Genomic DNA, 25,292 nt, shown 5'->3' with positions numbered 1-25,292 from the left:
TCCTCATGGTGCCTTGAACATACTCGAAAATAAATGCACAGACTGTCGTGCCCCCGCCTTTACGGGGTTGGGTGCCATTGCGGTAGTCATTCTCGCGGCGCTAACGCTGATGCAGGGTTGGGCGTTATTCCATGGCCATGAGGAATACTTCAGTGGCGCCGGCAACCTGCGCAATGATTATGGGCATTATTTTTACTCCATCGCCGCGGTACAGCAGGCCGAGTGCCCTTACCGGGATTTCACTTGGCCATACGGACCTCTAGCCGTGTATTTCTTCGCCCTGGTTCTCCCAGTGAAGTTCCATCCGCTGGAGTATTATCAAGTGCAGTATGGCCTGGCATTTATAACCTGGCTCCTTTTGGTCCTGGGGACCTGGAAAAAAACCGGGGCGCCGCTTACGGCAGTCATGGTTGGACTGTTTGCCTGGCCCCTGCTGCCGACCAGCGCCGCCTTTCCGGTCTATTTTTATCTGGAAATACTCGGGGTCAGCGCGGTCTTCTTCCTGAGCCAATCCGCAGTGACCATATCAAAACGACGCGCGATATTCCTCGGTCTGTTACTTTTTCTCCTCCAGTTAATTAAATTCTTCAGTCCGGTCCTGGCCTTGGGTGCATTGTTTCTGACCGACCTTCCCGCCATGATACGATCACGGAACGCGGAGAGAAATCGCGGGCTGTGGGTGTATTTTTTCCTGGGCAGTTGCATCATCGCTGCCACCGTGCTTCAGTGTTTGTGGCTGGCCAGCCTCAGCAATCTTCACCTCGCCTGGCAAAGCGCGTTTCCGTTATACGTGAAACACGGGTATTCACAGGTCGCTGGCACTCGCGTTCCGCAAATCACCAATCTGCCCGAATTCCTGTCCCTACAGGCCCCCATCCTATTGGGATTCAGTTTGGGGCTGTTCGTGTTCGTCCGGCACATACTGCGCAAGCCCAACGCTGCTTCCCCCGTGGCGGCCATCTTCTTCACTTGGTTTTTGCTCGCCCATATTTCGGGGTATCTGGGCATGAACTGCCATTACTACTACTATGGTGCTTTGCTGTTTGCGATCTTACCGGCGACTTGTCAGGAGCTGACGCGCACCGAATTGAAATGGTTCTGTTTGTTATTCGCCGTCTTCCACCTGACGTACCAACAAGGGTATATGCAACAAGGCTTTCGCTTCATTACAGGCAAACCGCCAGCACCAGCCAATACCCTTGCCTTCCATCGGGTTGCATTTCATGAAAACCGGTGGTTGAGCCTGACTGATGAGCAGGCGGAGGAGCTTCGCTGGTTTCGTGCGACACTTTTCCAAAAGGCGTCATGCCCGACCCATTCGCCTATGGTCATCGCCCCGATGGGCTCCAAGTGGGCCTACTACTTCGGGCTAAAACAACCCAAGCCCATGTTTTGGTTTTTGGAGCCCGGCAGCAAACAGTTCCTGCCGGAGCAGTGCGAAGCGCTACGCCAGCAACTCCAACACAGTTGTTCCCTATTGATTCTCTCCGACCTCACCAACGACCTGGTCGGAACAAATGGGTTAGTGCAATACTGGAACAACTACGGCATGAATGACCCAGCCACCACGAAAGCCTTGCAACAATTGAACCATGTCCAGATTTTCGATTTAGGAAAAGTCATCCCCATGCGAGCTGAGTTATTTTCCAGAGACGCCCACTGATTCGCTAATAATACGAGCCGTCCTGCACCATCGCGGCCCAAGCTGGGCTTGCCGCCGTCAGCCCCGCCATCATCCTCCTTGGTTTTAAGCTTTTCTTAAGCCGCCTTTTCATGCATCCTGGTACCCATGACAGGTATTATTGCCATTGTGGGACGGCCAAACGTCGGCAAATCCGCGCTGTTTAACCGGATTGTCGGGCGGCGCATCGCCATTGTGCATGATCAACCCGGTGTGACTCGTGATCGCGTAATCGCGGAAGCCGAGTGGCACGGGAATCCGTTCACGTTGGTAGATACCGGCGGCATCGGCCTGCTGCGGGGCGAGAAAACGGAGGATGCGCTCACCCGGGCCGCGTTTGAACAGGTGCAAATCGCCATTGATTCGGCGAATGTGATCCTGTTCGTAGTGAACCTCAAGGAGGGTTTGGTGCCACTGGATATCGAAGTTGCCGCGCGACTGCGCAAATCCGGAAAAATCATCCTCGTAGCCGCCAACAAGGCGGATTCCAGTGAGGTGGACGAGAAAAGTGTCGATTTTGCACGGCTCGGCTTCGCCTCGGTGTTTCCGGTGTCGGCACTGCACAACCGCGGCCTCGAACCGATGCTAGACGCTGCCTTGGCGGGCCTGCCAAAAGCGGAAGTTACCGAAACCCCGGTCATCGAAGGCGCCGCCGTTTCCGGCGCGCCGGTGAAACTGGCCATCGTGGGGCGACCCAATGTCGGCAAGTCGTCCATCATCAACGCGCTCACCCAATCCAAGCGCGTCATTGTCAGCCCCATTCCCGGCACCACGCGCGACGCGATTGACGTGCCGTTCGAGGTGGACACCGAGGGGGTGCGGCAGAAATATATCTTAATTGACACCGCCGGCATGCGCAAACGGAACCGGGTGGACGACACCGTCGAGTTTTTCAGCGTCCAACGCGCCGAGGAATCCATCGCCCGCTGTGATATTGTTGTGCTGGTGCTGGACGCCGAAATGGGCGTCCTGGAACAGGACAAGAAAATCGGCGACATCATTATGGAGCAAAAAAAGGCGTGTGTCATCGTGGTTAACAAATGGGACTTAATGGAGGACGACGTGCGCGCGGCGCGGGAGAAGGAAGACCTCCGGCCCCAGCGCGGCACCCGGGAAGCATCGTCCACGCTCGCAAATTTCAGCGAATGGGTGCATAAAAATTTGTTTTTTCTTGATTTTGCACCAGTCATTTTCGCTTCGGCAAAATCCGGTTTCCACTTGGATCGCCTACTTGAGGCCATTCGCTTCGTCGCCGCCCAACTCCAGCAGAAAGTCCCCACGGCCATCCTCAACCGCGTCGTGCAAGACGCCATCGAACGCCGCCAACCGATCAGTGACCAAGGGCATTTTCTCAAGTTATTTTACGCCACCCAGACCCAAGTCGCGCCGCCAACGTTCCTGCTGTTTGTGAACCGCAAAGAGCTATTTTCGCCGCCCTACGAGAAGTATTTGCAGAATGCGTTGCGAAAAGCGTTTGGTTACGAGGGGTGTCCCGTTGTCCTGGCCCCGCGCGCGCGCCCCAAAACCATCGAACCCGTGCGCCGAAAAGCAGGTCCGGATAAACCTCGCCAACGCAGATGATTTTATTCACCGCTTGGTTTTGAGTTATTCACCAACGGATGATAACTGCCTTATTTCCGGGGACTTAGCCATCCCAAAATGGGGAATAAAGCGTGAAGAAATAATTTTCAAAAAAATTCTTGTCACCACAACCTATTGTAGTATGTTGCCCTTTGCCCCCCAACTAATGGGGTCTTTTGCGTCGACAGCGATGCTGAAGTATCCTTGGTAGTTGGGTGACGTTAGCCCTTTCCTTGGCCAGAGTTGGCCATGGGAACCGCTTCCAAAACATTAACGAGATTTTAGCTATGATTGATACACGTGAACAAGTGGTGTCGTCTTCACCAGTGCAGACGCGGCGTCGCACAACTGTAACTTCCGCCTCCCGCTCCGCCCGGTCCGCAGGTGGTAAAAAAGCCCTGAAACTCGAACGCGTATTCAGCACCTCCAAAGTCAGTCCGTTTGACCAGGTGGAATGGGAGAAACGCACGGCCGAAATTACCGATGACAATGGCAAGGCCATTTTTAAACAGGAGGGGGTCGAAGTTCCCAAGACTTGGTCCGGGCTTGCCACAAAAGTGGTCTGCTCGAAATATTTTTACGGTGATCCCCAAAAGACCGGGGAACGCGAATATTCCGTCCGCCAATTGATTCATCGAGTCACCCGCACCATCGCGGATTGGGGTATCAAGGACGGTTATTTCAGCAAGGCGGATGGCGAACTCTTCTATGAAGAGCTGACGTGGCTGTGCCTGAACCAGTATGGTGCGTTTAATTCGCCGGTCTGGTTTAACGTCGGCCTGTTTCATCAATACCACATCGGCAAGAATTCCGGACGCGGTAATTGGTTCTTCAATGAGAAAACAGGCGAAGCGGAACGCGCCACCACGCAGTATGAATACCCGCAGGGCAGCGCCTGCTTCATCCAATCCGTGGCCGACAACATGGAATCCATCATGCAACTGGCGCATTCGGAGGCCATGCTGTTCAAGTACGGTTCCGGCACCGGCAGCGATCTCAGCCCGATCCGTTCGAGCAAGGAAAAACTGTCCGGCGGCGGCAAACCCAGCGGCCCGCTTAGCTTTCTTAAGGTGTATGACCAGGTGGCCAACGTCGTCAAATCCGGCGGTAAAACCCGCCGTGCCGCGAAGATGAACACCCTGCGCGACTGGCATGGCGACATCGAGGAATTCATTGATGCCAAAGCCCGGGAAGAGCGCAAGGCTTGGGCACTGATCGAACAGGGTTACGACGGCTCGTTCAACGGCGAAGCCTATGGATCGGTGATGTATCAGAACGAAAATTTATCCGTGCGTGTCAGCGATGAGTTCATGCGCGCGGCGCTGGAAGGCAAGGAATGGTGGACCCGCACGGTCATTGGCGGCCAGCCGATTGCGAAGAAGGATGCCAGCCGCCTGTTGGAAAAAATCGCCGAAGGGACTTGGGTCTGCGGCGATCCCGGACTGCAATACGACGGCGCGATTCAGCGCTGGCACACCTGCAAGGGCACGGAGCCGATTCATTCCACCAACCCCTGCTCAGAATACGTGTTCATCAACAACACCGCCTGCAATCTGGCCTCGTTGAACCTGATGAAGTTTAAACGCGAAGACGGCGTTTTTGATGTCGAGCGGTTCAAGGCAGCCGTACGCATCTACATTACTGCGCAGGAAATCCTGATTGACAATGCCAGCTATCCCACCAAGGAAATTGCTGAGAATTCACATACCTTTCGCACGCTGGGTCTGGGGTACGCCAACCTCGGATCGTTGATTATGGATTACGGTCTCTCCTATGATTCCGATGAGGCGCGTGCCTTGGCTGGCGCCATCACCGCCATCATGACCGGCTACGCCTACGAACAATCCGCGGAAATCGCCGGTGTCATGGCCCCATTCCCCGGCTACCGCGATGCCCGCTGCACCCACGTACCCACCCCCATCAACCGGGACAACGTCGAATCCATGCTGGGCGTCATCAAACAGCATCGCGACGCCGTTGAAAAAATCCAGCCCAGCCGCGAGTTTGCTTACCTCAAAGAAGAGGCGCGCACCTGCTGGACCCGCGCCTTGGAACGCGGTCAGCAATCCGGCTATCGCAACGCGCAGGTCACCGTGCTGGCCCCTACCGGCACCATCGCCTTCCTCATGGATTGCGATACTACCGGCATCGAACCGGACATCGCGCTGATCAAATACAAAAATCTGGCCGGCGGCGGCTCGTTGAAAATTGTGAATCGCACCGTGCCGGACGCGCTACGGCGTTTGGGTTATACGGAAAACGAACTCCAAGCCATCATCGCCCACATTGCCAAACACGACACCATCGAGGATGTCACTGACAATGGAGCGGTAATTACCAGTGGCCTCAAGCCCGAGCATCTACCGATCTTTGATTGCGCGTTCAAACCCGCCAAAGGCAAGCGCAGTATTCATTACATGGCCCACCTGATGATGATGGCTGCCGCCCAGCCGTTTATCAGCGGGGCCATTTCCAAGACCGTCAACCTGCCCAACGAAGCCACGGTCAAGGACATTCGCGACGCCTACGTCAACGCTTGGGAAATGGGCCTCAAATGCGTGGCTATCTATCGCGATGGCTCCAAACGTTCCCAACCGCTTAATACCAAGAAAAATGCGGCTACGGCGGAGAAAACTCCGGAGGTGGAACCTCTGAAGGCGCGCAACGCCATGCTGGAGGCCGAAATTACCCGGCTCCATGACCAGATCAACCAGCCGTTGCGTCGGCGGTTGCCTGAAACCCGCACCGCCATCACTCATAAATTCGATGTCGCGGGGCACGAAGGCTATCTCACCGTCGGCCTGTTCGAGGACGGTCAACCCGGCGAGTTGTTCATCACCATGGCCAAGGAAGGGTCCACCATCGGCGGCCTAATGGACAGCATCGGCACCCTCACCAGCATGTCCCTGCAATACGGCGTGCCGCTCGAAGCGCTCGTCCGCAAATTCGCCCACCAGCGCTTTGAGCCCAGTGGCTTTACCAAACACCCGGAAATTCGCAGTGCCTCCTCCATTATAGATTATGTCTTCCGCTGGATGGCGCTGCAATTCATCCCTGGTTATCGTGAGGCCAATTCAACGAATACCAACCAGCAAGAACTGGCCATTCCCGGTCTGCTCGAGGAAGTCAAAAAAGCGGTAAACCGCCCGGTGCCTGGGCTCCTACCCATGGCAAACGACACTGATATTCTGGTAAAAGCGGAAGTGGTCACCCCGCCGAGGGGCAATGAACTTACGCGCATGATTGTCAACCAGGGGGATGCCCCCACCTGCCCGAACTGCGGCCATGTCGCCGTGCGCAATGGGGCTTGTTATAAATGTTTAAATTGTGGAGAAAGTCTCGGTTGCTCCTGATGTTCGCCAGGCAGAGTAATGCACCAAAACCGGCGGATCGCTTGATCCGCCGGTTTTGATTTTAACGGTGGGTGCCGCTGTCTGTTCCGCAATTTCCGATAGCGGATCGCCTGGTCCTTTTACGCTGCCCGCACCAAACCCGCCGGAGTTTAAAAAATATGGGGCGTGAAGAGAGAGGTATTGCTGGTGATCCAGTTGGTATCCTCCCGGATGCCCAATCCACAGGCTTCGTGATCCACCATCCACACGCCCATGATAGGAAAGTAGCCGTCAAAGGTCGGGACTGGTCCGTAGGCCTGGGCGATAAACCCTTCCTGGCCGTAATCTCCCGTGGTTTCCGCCATGGTCCGATTGCAGATGACCACTTTGACATTGGCTCCCTCGCGTCCCAGCTTCGGTTTCAACACATAACTGTCGAGTTCCGCCGGCTTCGCCTCAGCAGAATAGGCAGGCAATAGGTTCGGATGTTCAGGATACAGTTCCCAAAGGATGGGGAGCAACGCTTTGTTGCTAAGGAGCATTTTCCAGGCAGGCTCAATCATCCGGCAAGATTCCAGGGCCAAATGCTGGCCAAACTCCTCCGCCAACAGCCATTCCCACGGATACAGTTTGAACAAGGTCTCGATGGCTTCATTATCAAGGTCCACAAACACCTTCCGCCGGGCATCCCATCCAATGTCCTCAATGAAAAGCTGCTTTTCAAGCAGCTCAGCCTGGTGGCAAGTATCCTGGAGATACAACACTGTCTGGGCGTCCTCCAAATGTTCTTTGATCCCCGCCAAGTGTACCCGTTCCGCCCCAGTTCTTTTCAATTTCTGCCAGGCTGCAATCAATCGTTCGTGGACCGAATTAAACTGGTCGGAATCCTTGAATTGATCCTGGAGCCAATACCATTGCGCCACAGCGGCTTCCACCAACCCCGTTGGCGTATCCGCATTGTATTCCAACAATTTCGGCGGTCCCGAGGCCGGGTCATACGCAAAATCAAACCGTCCATAAAGACTGAAGTCATCCCGTTCCCAGGACTTCAAGATGACTGGTACCGCCGCCGACGGAATCGCCAATTCATCCCAGCGTTTCTGCTGAATGACCTGTTCCGCGGCTGCGATGCACAACGCATGCAGATCGTTGGCGGCCTGCTCCAACGCGTCCACCTCCTCGCTGGTCAACTCGTAATAGGCCGACTCATGCCAATACGGCGCTCCGTCCAAGGTATGATACGTGAGCCCTTGCTCTTCGACCGTGGCTTGCCAGTTGGGCCGCGGGGTAATGGGATGACGTTGCATCGGTTCAAGAGCTGGCGGAATGCCCCGAGGAGCCGAAGCCGCCACGGCTGATGCTGCCGCTGGAGTGGCTGCTGCTATGCGTGGAACCGCCGTATGAACTGCTACTGCGACTTTGCGGAGCCAGACTGGCAAGGCCTTTTGGGGTTGAGGCAATCATGGGCGGCGGCCCCATGCGCGGTTGGGCGCTCCATTGCCCGTCATAAAAATAGCCGTAACGCGAATCGTAGTGTCCCCAAGGGAATGGATACCAGATGCCCGAATGCGAATGATAATACCCGCGCCCGGCGACTTGCGTGTTGTTCGTGTACTGGTTGGTGTCCTTTTCCAGTTGCACATTCATCAAGGGCGGCTGTACCGACCGCGAGCATCCCGCCACGGTGACCAGCGTAAGCGCACCGGACAACACCAAGGTGACCTGCTGCGAAGCTTTGCGTGGTTTCATGACATCCTCGGGTAAAAACCAGGATGTTGTTCAACCAATCGCCGCCGCCAGAATAATTGCCATGCCGATCAGGATGCCAGCGGAGAAAATGGCGGCGGCGACGTTGCCCTTCAGAATTTCGCCTTCGAGATCAATTTTCGTGATGGCTTTGTCAATCGCTTTAAAGCTTAGGAATAACAACATGGCGCCCACCGTGGCATACATCAGCGCCAGCACCAAGCCGTGCCACAACTGGGTTTCAAACGGATGCCCGGCGTACGCCGGGTTGTTGGCATAATCCGCCGCCAAGGATGGCGTAGTTAAGGTTAGCAGAGCGGCCGGTGCCGCCAGCGATTTGAACATTGTTTTCATAATTAAAATTAAAATTTTCACTATTTGCCACGCCCCCACGATTCACTATCAGCTCAACTCAACTCACGCCGCTCAAACTTAGTCGGCAGCAATGTGTTTATAGAATAAGCTCCGCCTGGCGTCAATTTCAATTCAGAAGGTAAGTTGTTTAAAACGCACAATTGACGGAGCCACAATCACGGTCTTTTATTTCTTTTCAAGCGCCGTGAAACACGCTATAACCCCACCAACATGTCTGGGACCGGGACAACAAGTGAGCGTGTCTTGCGCGGCATTCCTGTTTCAAACGGGGTCTGCCGGGGCAAAGTATTGGTCTTGAGCAATCGCGAGCAGACGATTCCACACCTGCAATTGTCCGATGCGGAAGTGCCGGAGCAAATCCATCGTTTCCAGGAAGCTTTGATGCTCTCCCGCCGGCAAATCCAGGCCTTACAGCATCATCTGGCGCAGAGCATGGGAGCAACGGACGCGATGATTTTCGACGCGCACCTACTGCTGCTCGAAGACCCCATGATCACCGAGGAAGTCCTCGGGGCAATCCAGCGGAAACGCATGAACGCAGAGTTTGCCTTTCAACAGGTCACCGAAAAATACTCCGCCGCCATGGCCGCCATGGAGGACGAATACTTGCGGGAACGAGTGTCCGACCTGAAGGACGTGACCTCGCGCGTCCTGAATAATTTAATGGGGTGCCTGGATGAGGGTCAGTTGGGCAGCCTCTCCGAGCCTTGCATTATCGTCAGCCAGGACCTGACCCCCTCCACCACCGCCGCCTTGAATAAAAAGATGGTGCTGGGGTTTGCCACGGATATTGGCAGTCGCACCTCACACACGGCCATCATGGCCCGCGCTATGCAAATTCCGGCAGTGGTGGCCTTGGAGAAAGCCACGCTGGAAATTGTTTCCGGCCAATACGCCCTGCTGGACGGTTTTAACGGCATCGTCATCCTTAATCCGACGGATCAGACCCTGTTTGAATACGGGCAACTGGTGCGCAAGCAATTATCGTTACACGAAAACTTGCGGGATTTACGGGATCAACCCGCGTTGACCCTCGACGGCAACCGGCTCCTGCTCTCCGCCAATGTCGAAGGCGCTGACGACACCGAGGCAGTCAAAGTTTCCGGCGCGGAGGGGGTGGGACTATTCCGCACCGAGTATTTGTTTTTGAATCGCGACACCGCGCCGACGGAAGAAGAACAATATCAGGAATACCAGCGCATGGCTGAAGCGCTCAAGCCGCACCCGGTCGTCATTCGCACCTTGGATTTGGGCGGCGACAAGTTTCTCAGCCATGTGAACATCTCGCGTGAAGCCAGTTCCTTTTACGGCTGGCGCGCGATTCGTTTCTGCCTCCAACAGCCGGAGGTATTCAAGGCTCAATTGCGGGCCATCTTGCGCGCCAGCGTCAGCGGCAACGTCAAACTGATGTACCCCATGATCTCAGGCATCCATGAGCTGGATCAGGCTAACGCGCTGCTGGAACAATGCCAGGATGAGTTGCGCCGTGACGGCGTGCCGTACGATCACAAAATGGAAATTGGGGCGATGATTGAGATTCCCTCCGCCGCGCTGGCCGCCAATGCGCTGGCAAAACGGGTGAAATTTTTCAGCATCGGCACCAACGATTTGATACAATATACGCTGGCGGTGGACCGCATGAACGAGAAAGTGGCCCACCTGTATGAACCCACTCATCCATCTGTGTTGCAGCTCATTCACACCACCGTGCTCGCCGCCCACCAACAAGGGTTATGGGTTGGCGTTTGCGGGGAAATGGCGGGTGACCCCGTCATGACTCCCCTGCTGCTCGGGCTGGGGGTGGACGAATTAAGCGCCTCGCCCGCCATGGTGCCGCAAATCAAGTTCATCATCCGGCGTCTTAAAATGCCCGAAGCCAGGGAACTGGCCGAGTTTGCGCTCGGCTGCGAATGTGGCCAGGAAATTTTACGTCGCTCACAAAATCTGGCGCGCGCCGTGGCGCCAAGCCTGTTTGATTATTAAACTACTATGAAAGTCGTTATTCTTGCCGCCGGTTATGCCACCCGTCTTTACCCGCTCACGTTGACCCGTGCCAAGCCACTGTTGCCCGTGGCGGGCAAGCCCATGATTGAGTACGTGATGGATAATCTCGCACCTATTCCAGATATCGAGCGGGTTTACATCGTCACCAATGCCAAGTTCGCCGGCCAGTTTGAAGAGTGGTCATCGGCTTATCGCGCCCGCCAAACCACCGGGTTTGATTTTAAGGTGATCAATGACGGCTCGACCGACGATAGCAATAAACTCGGTGCCATTGGCGACCTCCATCTTGTGATCGCCTCGCAGCAGGTGGATGACGACCTGATGGTCGTTGCGGGAGACAACCTGTTCAGCCAAAAGCTGGATGGCTTTGGCCGTTGTTGCCGCGAGAAAAAAACACCCGTGCTAGCGGTCTATGACGTGGGCAGCCTGGAAGAGATCAAGAAATATAACGCCATCTCGCTGAATGCCGAAGGTCAGATCACCTTTTTCGAAGAGAAGCCAGCACAACCCAAGAGCACGCTTACCGGCATTGCCTTATACTATTATCCCCGTCAGGTTTTGCCATTAATCCGCCAATATATCGCCGAGAAAAACAACCCGGACCAACCTGGTCGCCTCGTCCAATGGCTCTATACTCGCACCCCGTTCCATACCTGGAAAGTGCCGGGCCTGTGGTTTGATATCGGGTCCAAAGAATCCCTCGAAGAGGCGAATCGTATTTTTCGGGCCGCTTCCTGAAGCAGGTCCCCTGCCCCGTCCGAGGTGCTAACGCAGCGGGCCATCCAGTGAGATCAAGCTGGCTTCCATCTCCTTGAGAATGGGAATGGCGCGCGCCATGGCGTTTTGTTCCGTTTGTCCGGGAAACGATTGCATCGTAATCCGTGTGACCGCCATCGTGTCACCATTATGATCATGCAGCGGCAAATAGACGGACATTTTATCCCCTTCTTTGAGGTGATACACCAGTCCCTTGGCAAACGCATTCTGCTCAGACGGACCGGCCGAAAGTTGCAGATCCCGTGGATCGGTTGCCGCCACTACCACGAGCACCCCATTGGTGGGGTTGGGAGCATAAAGCCGGAGTCCTTTGAGGCGCGGATTCTTCTCCATCGTCAACCGCAGTAGCGCTTGAGCGGGTCGCTCGCTCGGCGTGTAGGCGACCATAGCGTCCGCGAAATAACTGACCGAATCGGACATGGTCCAGAATCCAATTTTCCCGGAGGTAAACGTCGTATCAATGAAACCGCCGCCAATCAGATTGGTCTCAAAATAACATTTGATTTGGTTCCCCTGGCATTCCACTTTCAATTGGTGCCATTCCCCTTTGGAGACACTCAGGGTATTGCCGATTGGCGCCGTCCGCCCGCCATTGACCACCTTGTAGAAACGCGCGTTGCCATCCTTGGCATTGGCGCGGAAGACATAAAAATTCCGCTCATCCTGGGCACGGAAAATAAGTCCTGCCATCTGTTCCGCCTGACCGGCCACAATTTTGAACCTGGCACTGAAGGTAAAATCAGCAAACGAATCACGCTCGTAGAGCAACAGCGGAAACCGTTCCTCACCAGGCACGGCGGAAGTCTGCGCCAGCACCGCGCGATAATTGGCGGAATTGGTGCCAAACACCGGCTTGAACATGGACGGAGCGGACTCCATGACCACCTGCCACTGCCCAGTGGTGCCAGCACCACATAATGCGGAGCGAAAGCCAGTCGGCACCTGTCCGACTGGCGTCGCGCCAAAATCAAATTTTATTTCTGCGGCGGTCGCGGCAACTGTCAGGCAGAGCGCACCACCAAGCAACCAACGTTTCATAAGGTGGGAGCATAACATCAGCGGATCAAGTTGCAACCCAATGCCGCAGTTCATTCTATTTCGAGTTCGTGCTCAATGTCTTAAAGTCATTTCATGGGATTGACAATCCACCGTTTTTCCGTGCCATAATCGTCCCATGCAACGCACTTGGCACACAACTTTGGTATGGTCCTGGTTTGGAATCATGGCAGCATCGGTCATGATCTGGTCCGAAGCACTGTCCGCCGCGCCCGTGCTGGCCGGTGCCAAAGTGGTCGTGGTGCAACCCAATGAATCTTCCTTTGAGGCCAGGTTGGCGGCCCGAGAACTACGGCGTTACCTCTATCTGCGCACCGGCAGCTACGCGGAAATCGCCGCGAGTTTGCCAACGCAAAGCGACACCACGGTGCTGCTACTGCTGCGCCAGAATGATCCGTTGCTGAAAAATATTCCCGGGAATCTGGCCACCAACGTGCCACCGCTGGCGACGGAGCAATTCTGGCTGCACACGGTTCCATCCGGTCCCCGGATGATTTGTATTATCGGGGGAGATGATCGCGGGTTGTTGTACGGGGCTTACCGCTATTGCGAATTGCTGGGGGTGCGTTTCTATCTGCATGGCGATGTGATTCCGGATGAGCCGCTCAAAGGTAATCTGCCGGGAGCCAATGAAACTGGCAAACCGCTGTTTAGCATTCGCGGTATCCAACCGTTTCATGATTTTCCCGAAGGGCCGGACTGGTGGACGCGCGACGACTACCTGGCATACATCGGGCAACTGTCCAAATTGCGCATGAACTTTCTGGGAATGCACTGTTATCCCGAAGGTCATCCGCACGCGGAACCGCTGGTGTGGATAGGCCTGCCGCAGGATCAGGATGCCCAAGGGCGCGTGCGCTTTAGCTACCCAACTTTGTGGGCGAACACGCTCCGTCCCGGCGCGTGGGGCTACAAAGCCATGTTGACCAGCGAATTTACCGGCGGCGCGGACCAACTTTTTGCCGCCGATGCCTACGGGCACCCGGTGCAACAAGGCTTAATGCCCGCGCCGGAGGGCGTGGAGCAATGCAACGAATTGTTCAATCGCACCGGCGCGCTGCTCCACGACGCGTTCACCCTGGCCAAACGGCTGGGCGTAAAAACCTGCATCGGCACCGAGACGCCGTTGACCATCCCGCAGGATTTGCAGGAACATCTCAAGAAGCTGGGCAAAGATCCCAAAGATCTGGCGGTGGTACGCGAATTATACGAAGGCATGTTCCGCCGGATTCTCAAAACCCACCCGCTCGATTATTACTGGCTATGGACCCCGGAATTCTGGACCTGGGAGACCACGCACCCGGAACTATTCACCGCTGCCGCGCGTGACATTCAGGCGGCGGACGACGCCCTTAAATCGCTGGGTGCCCCGTTCACGCTAGCCACCTCCGGCTGGGTGCTGGGCCCGGCACACGACCGCACCGCGCTGGACCGACTACTGCCGAAGACCAGCCCCATGAGCTGCATCAACCGCGAGGTGGGACACGATCTTGTGGAAGGCGGTTTCGCCACGCTCCAAGGCCGCCCCAAGTGGGCGATTCCCTGGATGGAGAACGATCCGAACTTGTGCGCCCCACAACTCTGGGCCGCCCGCATGCGCTACGACGCGGCGGATGCCCGCCAACTTGGATGTACCGGTCTGCTGGGCATTCATTGGCGCACCAAAATCCTCGCGCCCAACGTCGCCGCGTTAGCGGCGGCAGCCTGGGATCAATCATACGTCCCGCTCGACTGGGATGTGCGCGTCAAATCACGGGGACAAGGTCCGCTGGGGGGACGTAATTACCAGACTGATTATCCTTGTGAAGGCACCCTGGAAAGCCTGTTGTACCAAACCATGCGCGAGAATTTGGACGGGTACGATCTGGACATGCCCAACGGCATCTACACCGTCACGTTGAAATTTAACGAAGCGAAATGCACGCAGGCAGGCCAGCGCGTATTCGGCATCAAGCTCCAGGGCAAAACTGTGCTCGAACGGCTGGATATTTTTGAGCGTGTGGGGCGGCATCACGCGCTGGATTTATCCTTCAAATGGAACACCGTGACCAATGGCCATCTTTTCCTAGAATTCCCCCGCCTTAAGGGCGAACCCTGTGTCTCCGCGGTGATCATTGACGGCAAAACCGCGACCGGCCAACCCATCACGCGCAAAGTGAAATGCGGCTACGAAGTCATCGCCGGCTATGAGCGCGACGGCTTCAACGACAAGCCGGGCACCGTCGAACGCCGTCGAACGATGCCGATCGAGGAATTCTATGTGGATTTCGCGCGCGCACACTTCGGAGATGCAGTGGCAGTGCCGGCTGGGAAAATATTTACCCGGATAGACGGTCTGAACTTGCCACAGTCCACCCATTGGAACCGGGGGCCGGGCAATCTTAACCCGCTCAAATCCGCGCCGGAAGAATATGCGTTCGTTGCCGAACTGTCCGCGCTGCGGTCCAAAGTGCAGGGCGCGGGCAACCTGGAGCGCTTTGATTACTGGTTGAACACCTTCCGATACCAGCAGACGGCGGCGATGGTCGGCGGCGTGCGCGCAGAACTCGATGCCGCCATGGCTGTGCTGCTGAAAGAAAAAGACCCCGTCAAACAGAAAACCCTGGCCGAGACGGCCATGGGCCTGCGTATCAAACTGGCAAGCGCTTGGGAGGAAATGATGTCCAGTCTGGTCGCGGCCACCGATACGCCGGGGGAATTGGGAACCATCGCCAACCTGGAACAACACAGCCGCAAGGCGCTGGGTTTTCTGAGTTTCTACGACCGGATTTTCATGGAAGTGTTGGGACCAGTCCTGCCACCCGAAACCTTGCCGGGAAAAACCTACCACGGTCCGGCCCGCATCATCGTTCCCACCGTTCGCAGTTCAGCGAACGCGGGCGAGCGCATCCAACTGAGCGTGATGGTGGTGGATCGTTCCCCGGTCAAACGCGTGGAACTGCATTGGCGCGGGATGAACCGGGGTAACTTCGCCACCGTTCTCGCGCAGAATACCGGGCGCGCGGTGTTCTCCGTTGAATTACCCTCCGGCAATGAGGATGTGGAATACTACGTCACGGCGGTCACCGCTTCGGGAAAGCAACTCACCTGGCCAGCCACGGCCCCCCGACTCTGCCAGACGGTCATCACCCTGCCTTGAACCAGAAGGCGATCTCGCGCAACGCGGTGGCCTCGGAATCGGCGGCATGCACCAAGTTCAGGGCGGATCGGTATTCCGCGTCCGCCAGCTCGACGGTGTCAGAACTATAATCCCCGCGAATCGTTCCCGCCGGTGCCTTAAGGGGATCGGTCGGGCCCACCAGCGCACGCACTTTCAGAATGGCATTGGGACCGGCAAGGATCATGGCGAACACCGGTTTCCCGGCAAAGAATTGCGTGCTGCGCTCAAAGGCACGGGCATTGCGACTTTGCAGATCGGCATAATGCTGCTGCCACTCCGCCAGGCTGGGACGCAGATAACGGCCATCCTCGATGCGCAGCCCGGCCCGTTCAAAACGTTCCAGGATGGCACCCACCAACCCCCGCTCAATCGCATCGCACTTAAATAAAACTAACGTCTTTTGCATGGGGCAATCCTATCGCTGCGCGTTTTGAAGTACCAACAATTTTTCGTGCGGATACCCACCGCTTGGTGACGAGCTTCGTTCCGAGGTTTTGCATGGATGCCTTATGGCTCCGGGCAATTGAGCAACGATCCCCGCGATGCGTTGCGTTTTTCCGTGGGCATTATCGTCCCGTCAAATATGGTACCGTCAACGGCCCTTGCGGCAGGACGGCCACGCGTGCCGTTGCCGGCAGGTTGGCCAACCGCTCGCGCACGACGGTGGCAATGTCTGAGCAGGGGACCAGGTGAGCGCCGCGAAGCTGGGCGTCCGGCAGGGAACTGTGTACCAGTACCTGGGCGCGCCGTTGGATCAATGCCTGAATTTGCGCCTGCCATTGCTCCGGCACCGCCTCGCTGGCTTGCGTCAGCCGGGTCAGCACTTCTTCCGGGGAAGCGGCGGATTTCAGGAAGCGCTCATAGGGACTCCCGTTCGGCATTCCATCCCGGCATTCACAAGCCAGGATCAGGGTCCCGCCCGGCTTCAGAATCCGGGCGCCGGCACTCAAACCTTTCACGCCTTGATATAAATTTTGATCCAGCGGATAACCGCTGTTGGTGGTTACCACCACCTCGAACATAGCCGCCACCGCCTGCATGGCCGAGCAGCGCACGAATTCCGTGCCGGCCCGATGCGCGGCCAGCAGCTCACCCGCGAACAGCCCGGTCACTTCACGCGCTTCGTTCAGGGTGACGTTGAGCAGGAAAGAGTCGCCAACCCGCAGCGCAATATCGCGCATTTCTTCCCAGATCGGATTGCCTTGCGTGATACCCCACGTGGCGTTGGGATCGGCGATCTGGCGCGCACCATGGTTGCTCATCACGGTTTTCAAATGGGCCACACCCGGCATGATGGCCTTGGGGCCACCACTGAAACCAGCGAAAAAATGCGGTTCGATGAAGCCGGTGAGGATGCGCACATCCGCCTTGGCCACCTCGTGATGAAGCAACACCGGGGTGCCATCGTGCGTGTTTCCGAACTGCACATGCGCCGCCGCATTCTCCGGCTCGTTGTCCACGATGCGATAATTCGCCACCACCGCCGGGGTGAGCATGCGCTCCAGTTCGGCGCGGCTGTTCGAGCGATGCGTGCCGAGGCTGTTCATCAGGACAATGTTCTCCGACTTCACCAGCGGTTTCAGATACTCCAACAGCCACGGAATGAGCCGGTGATTGGGCGTGGCACGCGTAATGTCCGTAAAGGTGATGACCACACGGGAATCCGGACGCACCCATTCGCGCAGGGGACGCGTCTGAATGGGGGCGTCCAAGGCGCAGAACAGGGCGGCACGTTCATCCGGCAGGCCGGGCAATGGAGTGGGCTCGATAACCGTGGTGCGATCCGCCGGAAAATCCACCGGCAACCAGCCTTGGCCATAAGCCAGTTTGACGTTCATGATTGCTCCTCCGCTTCCACAGAGGAGGGGACGGCATTGCGGTGACACGCGCGAATTTCATGCTTATGCATGGAGGAACAATAGCTACGCGAGGTTGGATTGTCCAGCCTGTGGGGATGCAATGGCAGGGTGGCGGGAACAAGGCACGGCGCGGCAGCGGACCGATGGGTACCGGCCAACGCTAACAAATTGAAGCGATATTTCCCAGGTTGTCCCAGACCACCGGCAAATTGAACCATTGAAATGCGTTAGCGCAAATCATTGGCTCTCCCAGCCCGATACCCGTACAGGCCGTAGAATGCGATATAGGCAAAGGCGAGCATGGGGACCACGAACGAGGATTGGATGCCGAACTTGTCAGCCACGGCCCCTTGCAACGGCGGCAGCAGCGCCCCGCCCAGGATGGCCATCACCAACAGGGAGGAGGCTTGGCTCTTGAGCGGCCCCAGTCCTTCGATGGCCAGCGAGAAGATGTTGGACCACATCACCGAGCAGAACAGGCCCACGCCCAGGACGGTCCATTTGGCGGTTTCCCCAGTGCTCGCCATGGCGCAGGCCAGCAGGATGATGATCACGCCGCTGAATAGCGCCAACATGCGGTGCGCGCTGGCTTCACCCAAAAAGAACGCCACCAGCAGGATGGCCAGGAAGATGCCGTAGGGCAGCGCGTTGGCGGTCCCGGCGGAGGCCAGGATGATGAAAAACGCCACCAGCGGGGCCAGCACCACCAGCAGATGCTTCAGCCAACCGCGCATCTCGCTCAGAGCAAAGGCCCCCATGAACCGGCCGATCATCAAGCCGCCCCAATAGTACGAGAGGAACTTGCTGGCCGCCTCATTCGAGAGGCTGCCCAATTGGGGCGAGCCGAGATAATTCACGATGGCGCTGCCCACCGCCACCTCGCCGCCGACGTACATGAAAATGGCGATCACCCCCAGCACCGTGTGCGGGTGCCGCAACGCCCCGGCGCCCTGCCCGATGGATTCCGGGTTCGTGAAACTGGGCAGATGGGCAAATTTGAAAAAGACCGCCAACGCGACAAACACCGCCGCGAAGCAGAGGTAAGGGACCTTCACCGAATCCGCCCCGTGCGCACCCGACTGGGAGAAGACCTTGAAGATCAGCCAACCGCCGATGATCGGCCCAATGGTGGTGCCGAACGAGTTAAACGCCTGCGACAAATTCAACCGGCTCGACGCCGTGCGCTCCGGCCCGAGGATGGTCACATACGGGTTGGCCGCGATCTGCAACATGGCGAACCCCAGCCCCACCACAAACAGCGCCAGCAGGAAAAACGGGTACGAGGCCAGGATGGCCGCCGGATAAAACAACGCGCTGCCCAAGGCGGCCACCAACAGACCAATGATCACGCCGTTCTTGTAACCGATGCGGTTGATGGGGTCGCCGGACGTCATCGAAATCACGTAATAGATCAGCGACCCAATGGCGTACGCGCCAAAAAAGGCGAACTGGACGAGCATCGCCTGGAAATAATTCAGCGTGAACGCCTCCTTGAACCGCGGAATCAAGATATCGTTCCACACCGTCATGAACCCCCACATAAAGAACAGGATCGTCATGATCGCGAACGGGCCGCGATAGGTTTGCCCGTTGCCGGTCGGGGAATCCGACGGGCGCGCTTCCGATGTGCCGCCAATGCCAGCCATAATTATTCCAATGCGTTTGTTAATCTCGGTTTCACTCAAGCTCGCGCCCGGCGGCAGGACCAATCCAGGATCGGTGAATGCTGCGGGGCGCCAAGGGCGGTATCGAACACTAGATTGCCCGGCCTGACAAGCCATGAAATCGGCCCAGACCTGACCAGAACCCTATTTATGGCTCGCATCAGGCTTGTCAGCCCGCCCGGCCATCGTGTAACTTCTGCCGCGTTAACCATAAATTGAAACGGACACAGAAATTATGATGACTCCCGAGGAAGGCGCCCAACTGAAGGCGGAGATGGCCGAACTGCGGTCGCTGCTGACCACGCAAACGAAACAACTCGCCGACCTGCGCTCCGAGATGGCTCTGCTGCGGAAGTTTCTCTTCATCTCTCCGGCGGACGGGCCGGATTCACCCGCCAGCCTCAGCATCCGCTGTTCCGGCCTGATTCTGACGCATCCAGAAAAGGCGGATGGGCTCCAAGCGGTTTTCGTGGCTTCGGAAACCGGCCCCAGCCTGACGCTTTACGGCGATGATCGCAAGGCGCGCTTCATCCTCGACACCGAGGACAACAACGCCAGTTGTCAGTTCTTCGGGCACGATCTCAAGAAAGCCGCCGAAATCCGCGCCAAAGACGCGACCGGCCTCGGCCACGTCGCCGTCTTTGCGGCGGACAAACCCCGTGCCATCATGAAGGCGTTGCCCGAAGCCAGCGCCATCAGCGTAGTGCAAGACGATGGCAAAACCGTGGGTACCCTTTACGGCGCCCAAAACGGCGGCGAACTCATGCTCATCACGGCGAAACAGCAGTTGGCGGTGAAACTCACCGCCAAAGGCGAGCACGGTGGGATGGTGAGCGTGCACCGCGCGGATGGCAGCGTGACTGGCACCCTCGCCGCAACCGAAGATGGCGGCGCCGTCCTGCTCAATAGCACCAGCGAAACCATGGCCGGCCTGATAACCACTGCGAAAAGCAGCGCCATCACCCTGTTTGACGAGGATGGCAAAAAATCCGTCTTCCTGAGCGCCGAAAAAACCAGCGCGCATGTATCGTTGTCCTGCGGCAAAACGGATATTGACCTGGGAGCCAGAGTGGATGGCGCGTCAATAAACCTCTGCGACTCGGAAGGTCGCCAGAGCTTCATGCTCACGAATCACGGCAAAGGGACCATTCTCTCCCTCGCGGGTAAGGGGGAAGATGAGCGCATCGTTCTCATGTTCCAAGAGCATCCTTCCCTCATCATCCAGGCCTCCAAACAGTCCCAGGCCATGCTCAATGTCGAGCCCAACTCCGCCAACTTTGCCATTCTCAATACGCAGACCCAGCAAGGCGTGATGCTGGAGTGCAATGATAAGAACTCCTCCATCCACCTCCAGCGCGTTGAAGAAGACAAGGCCGCCGTCACCATTTGCAGCCAGCCCGATGGCGGGCTCGTCATGGTTCATGGCACCGATGGCGCGCGCCGCGCCGCCCTCTCCGCCACCCAAAACGGCGGGCAACTCGCCCTCTTCAACGACCTCGGCGTGGCCCGTGCCCTGATGGGCTCCGCCGATGACGGCGGCACGTTGCTCCTCCGCTGGGGCGGCACCGAGGGCGTCCTCGCCCAGGCCTCGCACACCGGTGGAAAAATCCTCATCAACAACGCCGCCGGCCAAACCATCATCGGCTTGCCGCCCAACGAATCAGACGAGGAACAAGACGACGGCCCGTAGCTATAATCGGCGCGGATGCAGCAAGCTTTGTTGCAAGTAGAGCCCGCAGCGCTCCGGTTGGCGGGGGAACAGCTCCATCAGCTTCACCAGGTTCAGGTAAAGCATCAGTTGGAGATGTTCGCGGGCCAGTTTTTTCGCCTCCTGCGTCGCGGTCTTCGCACCCGTGGCGCTTTCGCTGGCGGCATGGATGGACGCCCAGCCCTCGACCAGCGCCGCCGACTCCGCCACCGCCGTCGCGCCGAGGTCCGTTCCGTGCGCCGCGATGCGGTCCCGAAGCACCAGCAGATGGGTTCCCAATTGGTCATCCGTACACCTGTTGAAGTTTCGCCGGCCATGCGGAAAGCATTCCAGGTAAAGCGCGGTGCGCAGGCCGTACCGAGCCATCACGGCCCCGGCAAGTTTGGCGATTTTGGCCCGCAGACCGGCGCGGAACTTCCGCTTGGCCATTTTTTGCCCCTTGCGGAGGCCAAGGCTGGTGTTGTCTTCGCTGAAGAACGTGTTCACTTGCGCCAACGCGTCTTGGGTGGCTGCGATGCGCGCATCCAGCGCTGAGGCCGGGTTATTGGCAATCATCCGCTGCAAATGATCCGTGGCAAAGGCCAACAAATGGCCCAAACCGAGGTGCGGATCGTCGAATGGCACTTCAAACAAACGGGACAAGTCTTTCATAAACATCCATGTCATATCCGGTCAATTGGCCGCCCATCACCAACCGCCAACCGGGCAAACTACTGTCACGCAGCCATGACCGGAAAAGTTACTGCCGTTAATTAAGTCTTGGAAGCCAATCTGCCAAACCCAAACCGACCTGTCAAATGCGGAAACGTGGCAGTCCAATTTTATATATCCATGTTTACCGTCGTATTTGCCATAAGCCAATATTGTACATCATTAAACATCACGGTTTTTAGCCATGTATAAAATTGTACACTTACGAAAATATTGATTTTCTGTGATGTACATTATTATACATAATCGTATATGAAGGTATTCGTTATAGTCTAAAATCGTACATGACCAAAAATCATGATTTTTGCCTATGTTTGATTTTGTACATGAACATTTATCACGATTTTACATGCTCGCCAAAAAATAACATGCGTATTTACCGATTTTGGAGATAACTCAGCCCACGCGGATCATCAAAAAACGCTTCTTTTGCCGACCAAAATTTCGGGAATGGGCATTTCGTGGTCATGGAACGGCTATAGCCGGTACAACAAACTCAACCAACGCTTCCCCGGTCGTCCACGGAAAAAGACCACCCCGCCAAAGCGTCCGGCAAACGCATTGGCCAAAAAGGAGGTCGCGATCCATAAAAAACTCTTTATTAACGACCTTTTCCCCCTTCCAAACGAGTTTTTTGTCGTTGGGAACCACTTTTCAGTTGGCTGGCACGGGCAAAAACCCTAAATTCCCCACCGAACCACCGCTGACCGAAAGCAGGAGAAAGAAGCTATGGAAAAAGATAACTTTATAAGCCCCTTGGAAATCGCCGAGGCAAAAATCGAGCTGGCCAGGAAATCCGGCGCGCGCGAACTGAACCTTTCGCTACTAGGGCTGACCGAACTGCCCGCTTCGATTACCCAACTTTCCCAAGTTCAGGAACTCATCCTCTTCGGCAACGAACTGACGGCCTTGCCGGAACCCCTCGGCCAACTCGTCCAACTCACGAACCTCAACCTCTCCAGCAACCAACTAGCCGTCTTACCAGCAGCCCTCGGCCAGTTCACTCAGCTCCAGCGTCTCGACCTTGCCGGCAATAACCTGACGGACCTGCCGGAAGTCCTTAGCCATCTAACCCAACTACGGATTCTACACCTAGATGGCAACAACCTGACCACCTTCCCAGAAACCCTCGGCCAACTCACTCAACTTGAGGAACTCCATATCAATGAAAACCAACTAACCATGTTGCCGGAGTTCCTCGGCCAACTCGCCCAACTCCAGCGCCTTAACCTCTCCGGTAACCAACTGACCGCCCTACCGGAAACTCTCGGCCAACTCGCCCAACTCCAGCGCCTCAGCCTTCGCAACAACCGCTTAATCACCTTACCAGAAACCCTTGGCCACCTGACCAAACTCACGTACCTCGACCTCGAAAATAACCAACTAACCGCCGTACCTGAAGCCCTCGGCCAACTCACCCAACTTGAAGAGCTCGACCTCTCCAACAACCGCCTGACTGCCTTGCCGGAAGCCCTCAGCCAACTAACCCAGCTCCGGACACTCGAACTTAGCAACAATCAACTACCCATCTTGCCGGAGAGCCTGCGCAACCTCAAGTCACTTAAAGGGCTTTACCTGCATGACAATCCCAAACTCGGTATCCCCCCGGAGATCCTTGGGCCAACTTGGGGAGATGCCGACGAAAAGAATAAACCCGCCAACCCCGCCAGCATCCTGGATTATTATTTCCGCTTGCGCGGCGGCAAACGCCCGCTCAACGAAGCCAAGCTGATTCTGGTGGGCCGGGGCGAAGTGGGCAAGACGTGTCTGGTGAATCGCCTCGTCAAAAACATTTTTGAACCCACCGACAAGACTGAAGGCATTGCGATTTCGGATTGGCAGGTCAATGTGGGCCAAGACCAAGTGCGGATGAATATCTGGGATTTTGGTGGCCAGGAAATCATGCACGCCACCCACCAATTCTTTCTCACGGATCGCAGCCTCTACCTACTGGTCCTCAACGGACGCGAAGGGGGGGAGGATTTGGATGCGGAATATTGGCTCAAGCTGATTGCGAGCTTTGGCGGCGATTCCCCGGTTATCATTGTCCAGAACAAGATTGACCAGCATTCGTTTGACCTGAATTACCGTGGTTTGCAGGCCAAGTATCCCCAAATCCGCGGCTATGTGAAGACCGATTGCCGAACGCCGACCGGGTTTGCGGAATTGGAATCGCGCATTAAGCAGACGCTGGGCGAGATGACCAATGTGCGCGCCAGCTTTCCGAAGGCCTGGTTTGCGATCAAGGATGAACTGGCGGGAATGAAAGTGAATTACCTCAGTTTTGACCAGTTCCGCGCCACCTGCGCCCGATTGGGCGAAGGGGATTCCAAATCCCAGGAAGAGCTGGCTGGTTTTCTGCATTGTCTGGGCGTCGCGCTCAATTACAAGGATGATCCCCGCCTGCGCGATACCAGCGTGCTCAAACCCCGGTGGGTGACCGAAGGCATTTACCGTCTCCTCAACGCCAGCGCGCTGGCCAAACAGCAGGGCGAGCTGATCCTCCATGACTTGTCACGCTTTCTCCTCAGCGAGGAATACCCTCCGGAAAAACATGAGTTCCTGTTGGAATTGATGCGCAAATTCCACCTCTGCTTTGCCTTCCCCGATAATCAGCACCGCTACTTGGTGCCCGAACTGCTGGGTAAGGAGGAACCGGACTTGAAAAAAGAATTCGCGCCGGAACAATGCCTGAACTTTGAATATCATTATGACATTCTGCCGGAAGGGCTGCTGCCGCAGTTCATCGTCCGTTCCCATATCCACAGCCAAGGGCAGCCCCGCTGGCGTACTGGTGTGGTCTTGCGCTGGGAGAACTGCCGCGCCATGGTCAAGGCCGAGGCTGGCACCCGGCGGGTGGTCGTGCGCGTGCGCGACGATGGCTCGGAGAGCCGGCGGCGACTGCTGGCCGTCATCCGAATGGACTTTGAGCGCATCCACGCTGGCATTCCGCGCTTGGAGGTCAAGACCAAGGTGCCGCTGCCTAAACATCCTGAAGTGGTGATTGATTATGATAAGCTGGTTTCGTTTGAACGCAGAGGCATCAAAGATTTCCCGGAGGTGGTGGGCGATGATGTGATCATTGTGAGCGTTGTTGAATTGCTCAGCGGCGTGGATTTGCCCAATGTACGCAAAACAACCAAAACCAAGGAAGAAACCATGAAAGCACCCAAACTCTTCTACAGCTATTCGCACAAAGACGAAACCTTGCGCGACAAATTGGAAACGCACCTCAAACTACTCAAGCGGGAAGGCAAAATCTCCGATTGGCATGACCGGCGCATTACGGCTGGCACAGAATGGGCCAAGCAGATAGATGATCACCTAAATCAGGCCGACATCATCCTGTTGCTGGTCAGCGCCGATTTCATCGCCTCTGATTATTGCTACGACCTTGAAATGAAACGGGCCATGGAGCGCCACGAGAAAAAGGAAGCCGTGGTCATCCCGGTCATCCTCCGCGATTGCGACTGGCACTGCGCGCCGTTCAGTAAATTGCAGGCACTACCCAAAGATGGCCGCCCAGTGAAGAAATGGGAAGACCGCGACACCGCTTGGACCGATGTCGCCAAAGGTATTCGCCGCGTGGCGGAGGAACTGGATTCCAGACCGATGCCCTGAGGGCACCTTCTCCCCAA

General features: G+C 56.6%; 16 protein-coding genes. 8 read left to right on the top strand and 8 right to left on the bottom strand.

Translation table 11 applies throughout. The features are described from left to right. The first annotated feature begins 13 nt into the window (after positions 1–13). From WCO56_00755 to WCO56_00745, 3 genes are all read left to right on the top strand, one after another. Positions 14–1,663: a hypothetical protein gene (locus WCO56_00755; protein MEI7728072.1), complete on the top strand. Its 1,650-nt coding sequence runs from the start codon at positions 14–16 to the stop codon at positions 1,661–1,663. 126 nt (positions 1,664–1,789) lie between these two features. Then, entirely contained in the window at positions 1,790–3,262 is a 1,473-nt protein-coding gene (gene der / locus WCO56_00750; GenBank protein ID MEI7728071.1) for a ribosome biogenesis GTPase Der, read from the top strand. A 287-nt stretch (positions 3,263–3,549) separates the two neighbouring features. After that, complete coding sequence (locus WCO56_00745; protein MEI7728070.1) at positions 3,550–6,615, top strand: vitamin B12-dependent ribonucleotide reductase; 3,066 nt, start codon at positions 3,550–3,552, stop codon at positions 6,613–6,615. Between the two features lie 149 nt (positions 6,616–6,764). Here the strand turns inward: WCO56_00745 and WCO56_00740 are convergent, their stop codons facing one another. Genes WCO56_00740 through WCO56_00730 form a run of 3 tightly spaced genes read right to left on the bottom strand, consistent with a single transcriptional unit; the run spans position 6,765 to position 8,694 of the window. Next, complete coding sequence (locus tag WCO56_00740; GenBank protein MEI7728069.1) at positions 6,765–7,901, bottom strand: glutathionylspermidine synthase family protein; 1,137 nt, start codon at positions 7,899–7,901, stop codon at positions 6,765–6,767. A 4-nt stretch (positions 7,902–7,905) separates the two neighbouring features. Further along, positions 7,906–8,343: a hypothetical protein gene (locus WCO56_00735; protein ID MEI7728068.1), complete on the bottom strand. Its 438-nt coding sequence runs from the start codon at positions 8,341–8,343 to the stop codon at positions 7,906–7,908. 30 nt (positions 8,344–8,373) lie between these two features. Continuing rightward, positions 8,374–8,694: a DUF350 domain-containing protein gene (locus tag WCO56_00730; protein MEI7728067.1), complete on the bottom strand. Its 321-nt coding sequence runs from the start codon at positions 8,692–8,694 to the stop codon at positions 8,374–8,376. Positions 8,695–8,925: 231 nt separating this feature from the next. Between WCO56_00730 and ptsP the strand changes: the two genes are divergently transcribed. Next, positions 8,926–10,698, top strand: coding sequence for a phosphoenolpyruvate--protein phosphotransferase (gene ptsP, locus WCO56_00725; protein ID MEI7728066.1), 1,773 nt, complete (start codon positions 8,926–8,928; stop codon positions 10,696–10,698). Between the two features lie 6 nt (positions 10,699–10,704). Further along, entirely contained in the window at positions 10,705–11,457 is a 753-nt protein-coding gene (locus WCO56_00720; GenBank protein MEI7728065.1) for a nucleotidyltransferase family protein, read from the top strand. 27 nt (positions 11,458–11,484) lie between these two features. On the opposite strand, the gene WCO56_00715 is transcribed toward WCO56_00720, so the two are convergent. Then, on the bottom strand, positions 11,485–12,534 hold the full coding sequence (locus WCO56_00715) for a family 16 glycoside hydrolase (GenBank protein ID MEI7728064.1): 1,050 nt from the start codon (positions 12,532–12,534) through the stop codon (positions 11,485–11,487). A gap of 199 nt (positions 12,535–12,733) precedes the next feature. Here WCO56_00715 and WCO56_00710 point away from each other — a divergent pair, with 199 nt between their 5' ends. Then, positions 12,734–15,691, top strand: coding sequence for a malectin domain-containing carbohydrate-binding protein (locus WCO56_00710; protein MEI7728063.1), 2,958 nt, complete (start codon positions 12,734–12,736; stop codon positions 15,689–15,691). Here the strand turns inward: WCO56_00710 and WCO56_00705 are convergent. From WCO56_00705 to WCO56_00695, 3 genes are all read right to left on the bottom strand, one after another. Then, positions 15,678–16,118: a nucleoside-diphosphate kinase gene (locus WCO56_00705; protein ID MEI7728062.1), complete on the bottom strand. Its 441-nt coding sequence runs from the start codon at positions 16,116–16,118 to the stop codon at positions 15,678–15,680. The genes WCO56_00710 and WCO56_00705 overlap by 14 nt on opposite strands. Before the next feature lie 160 nt (positions 16,119–16,278). Then, the gene (gene larA, locus WCO56_00700; GenBank protein ID MEI7728061.1) at positions 16,279–17,550 is read right to left on the bottom strand and encodes a nickel-dependent lactate racemase; all 1,272 of its coding nucleotides are present in this window, start codon (positions 17,548–17,550) and stop codon (positions 16,279–16,281) included. Positions 17,551–17,798: 248 nt separating this feature from the next. Continuing rightward, entirely contained in the window at positions 17,799–19,217 is a 1,419-nt protein-coding gene (locus WCO56_00695; protein MEI7728060.1) for a sugar MFS transporter, read from the bottom strand. A gap of 253 nt (positions 19,218–19,470) precedes the next feature. Here WCO56_00695 and WCO56_00690 point away from each other — a divergent pair, with 253 nt between their 5' ends. Continuing rightward, entirely contained in the window at positions 19,471–20,925 is a 1,455-nt protein-coding gene (locus WCO56_00690; protein MEI7728059.1) for a hypothetical protein, read from the top strand. On the opposite strand, the gene WCO56_00685 is transcribed toward WCO56_00690, so the two are convergent. Continuing rightward, complete coding sequence (locus tag WCO56_00685; protein ID MEI7728058.1) at positions 20,926–21,594, bottom strand: hypothetical protein; 669 nt, start codon at positions 21,592–21,594, stop codon at positions 20,926–20,928. A 789-nt stretch (positions 21,595–22,383) separates the two neighbouring features. Here WCO56_00685 and WCO56_00680 point away from each other — a divergent pair. Further along, positions 22,384–25,275, top strand: a complete 2,892-nt coding sequence (locus WCO56_00680) for a COR domain-containing protein (protein ID MEI7728057.1) — start codon at positions 22,384–22,386, stop codon at positions 25,273–25,275. Positions 25,276–25,292 lie beyond the last annotated feature (17 nt).

The sequence above is a fragment of the Verrucomicrobiota bacterium genome (genome assembly GCA_037139415.1).
Classification (GTDB): domain Bacteria; phylum Verrucomicrobiota; class Verrucomicrobiia; order Limisphaerales; family Fontisphaeraceae; genus JBAXGN01.
Note: the sequence above shows the minus strand (reverse complement) of the source record. Positions and strands in the feature narration are given on the sequence as shown.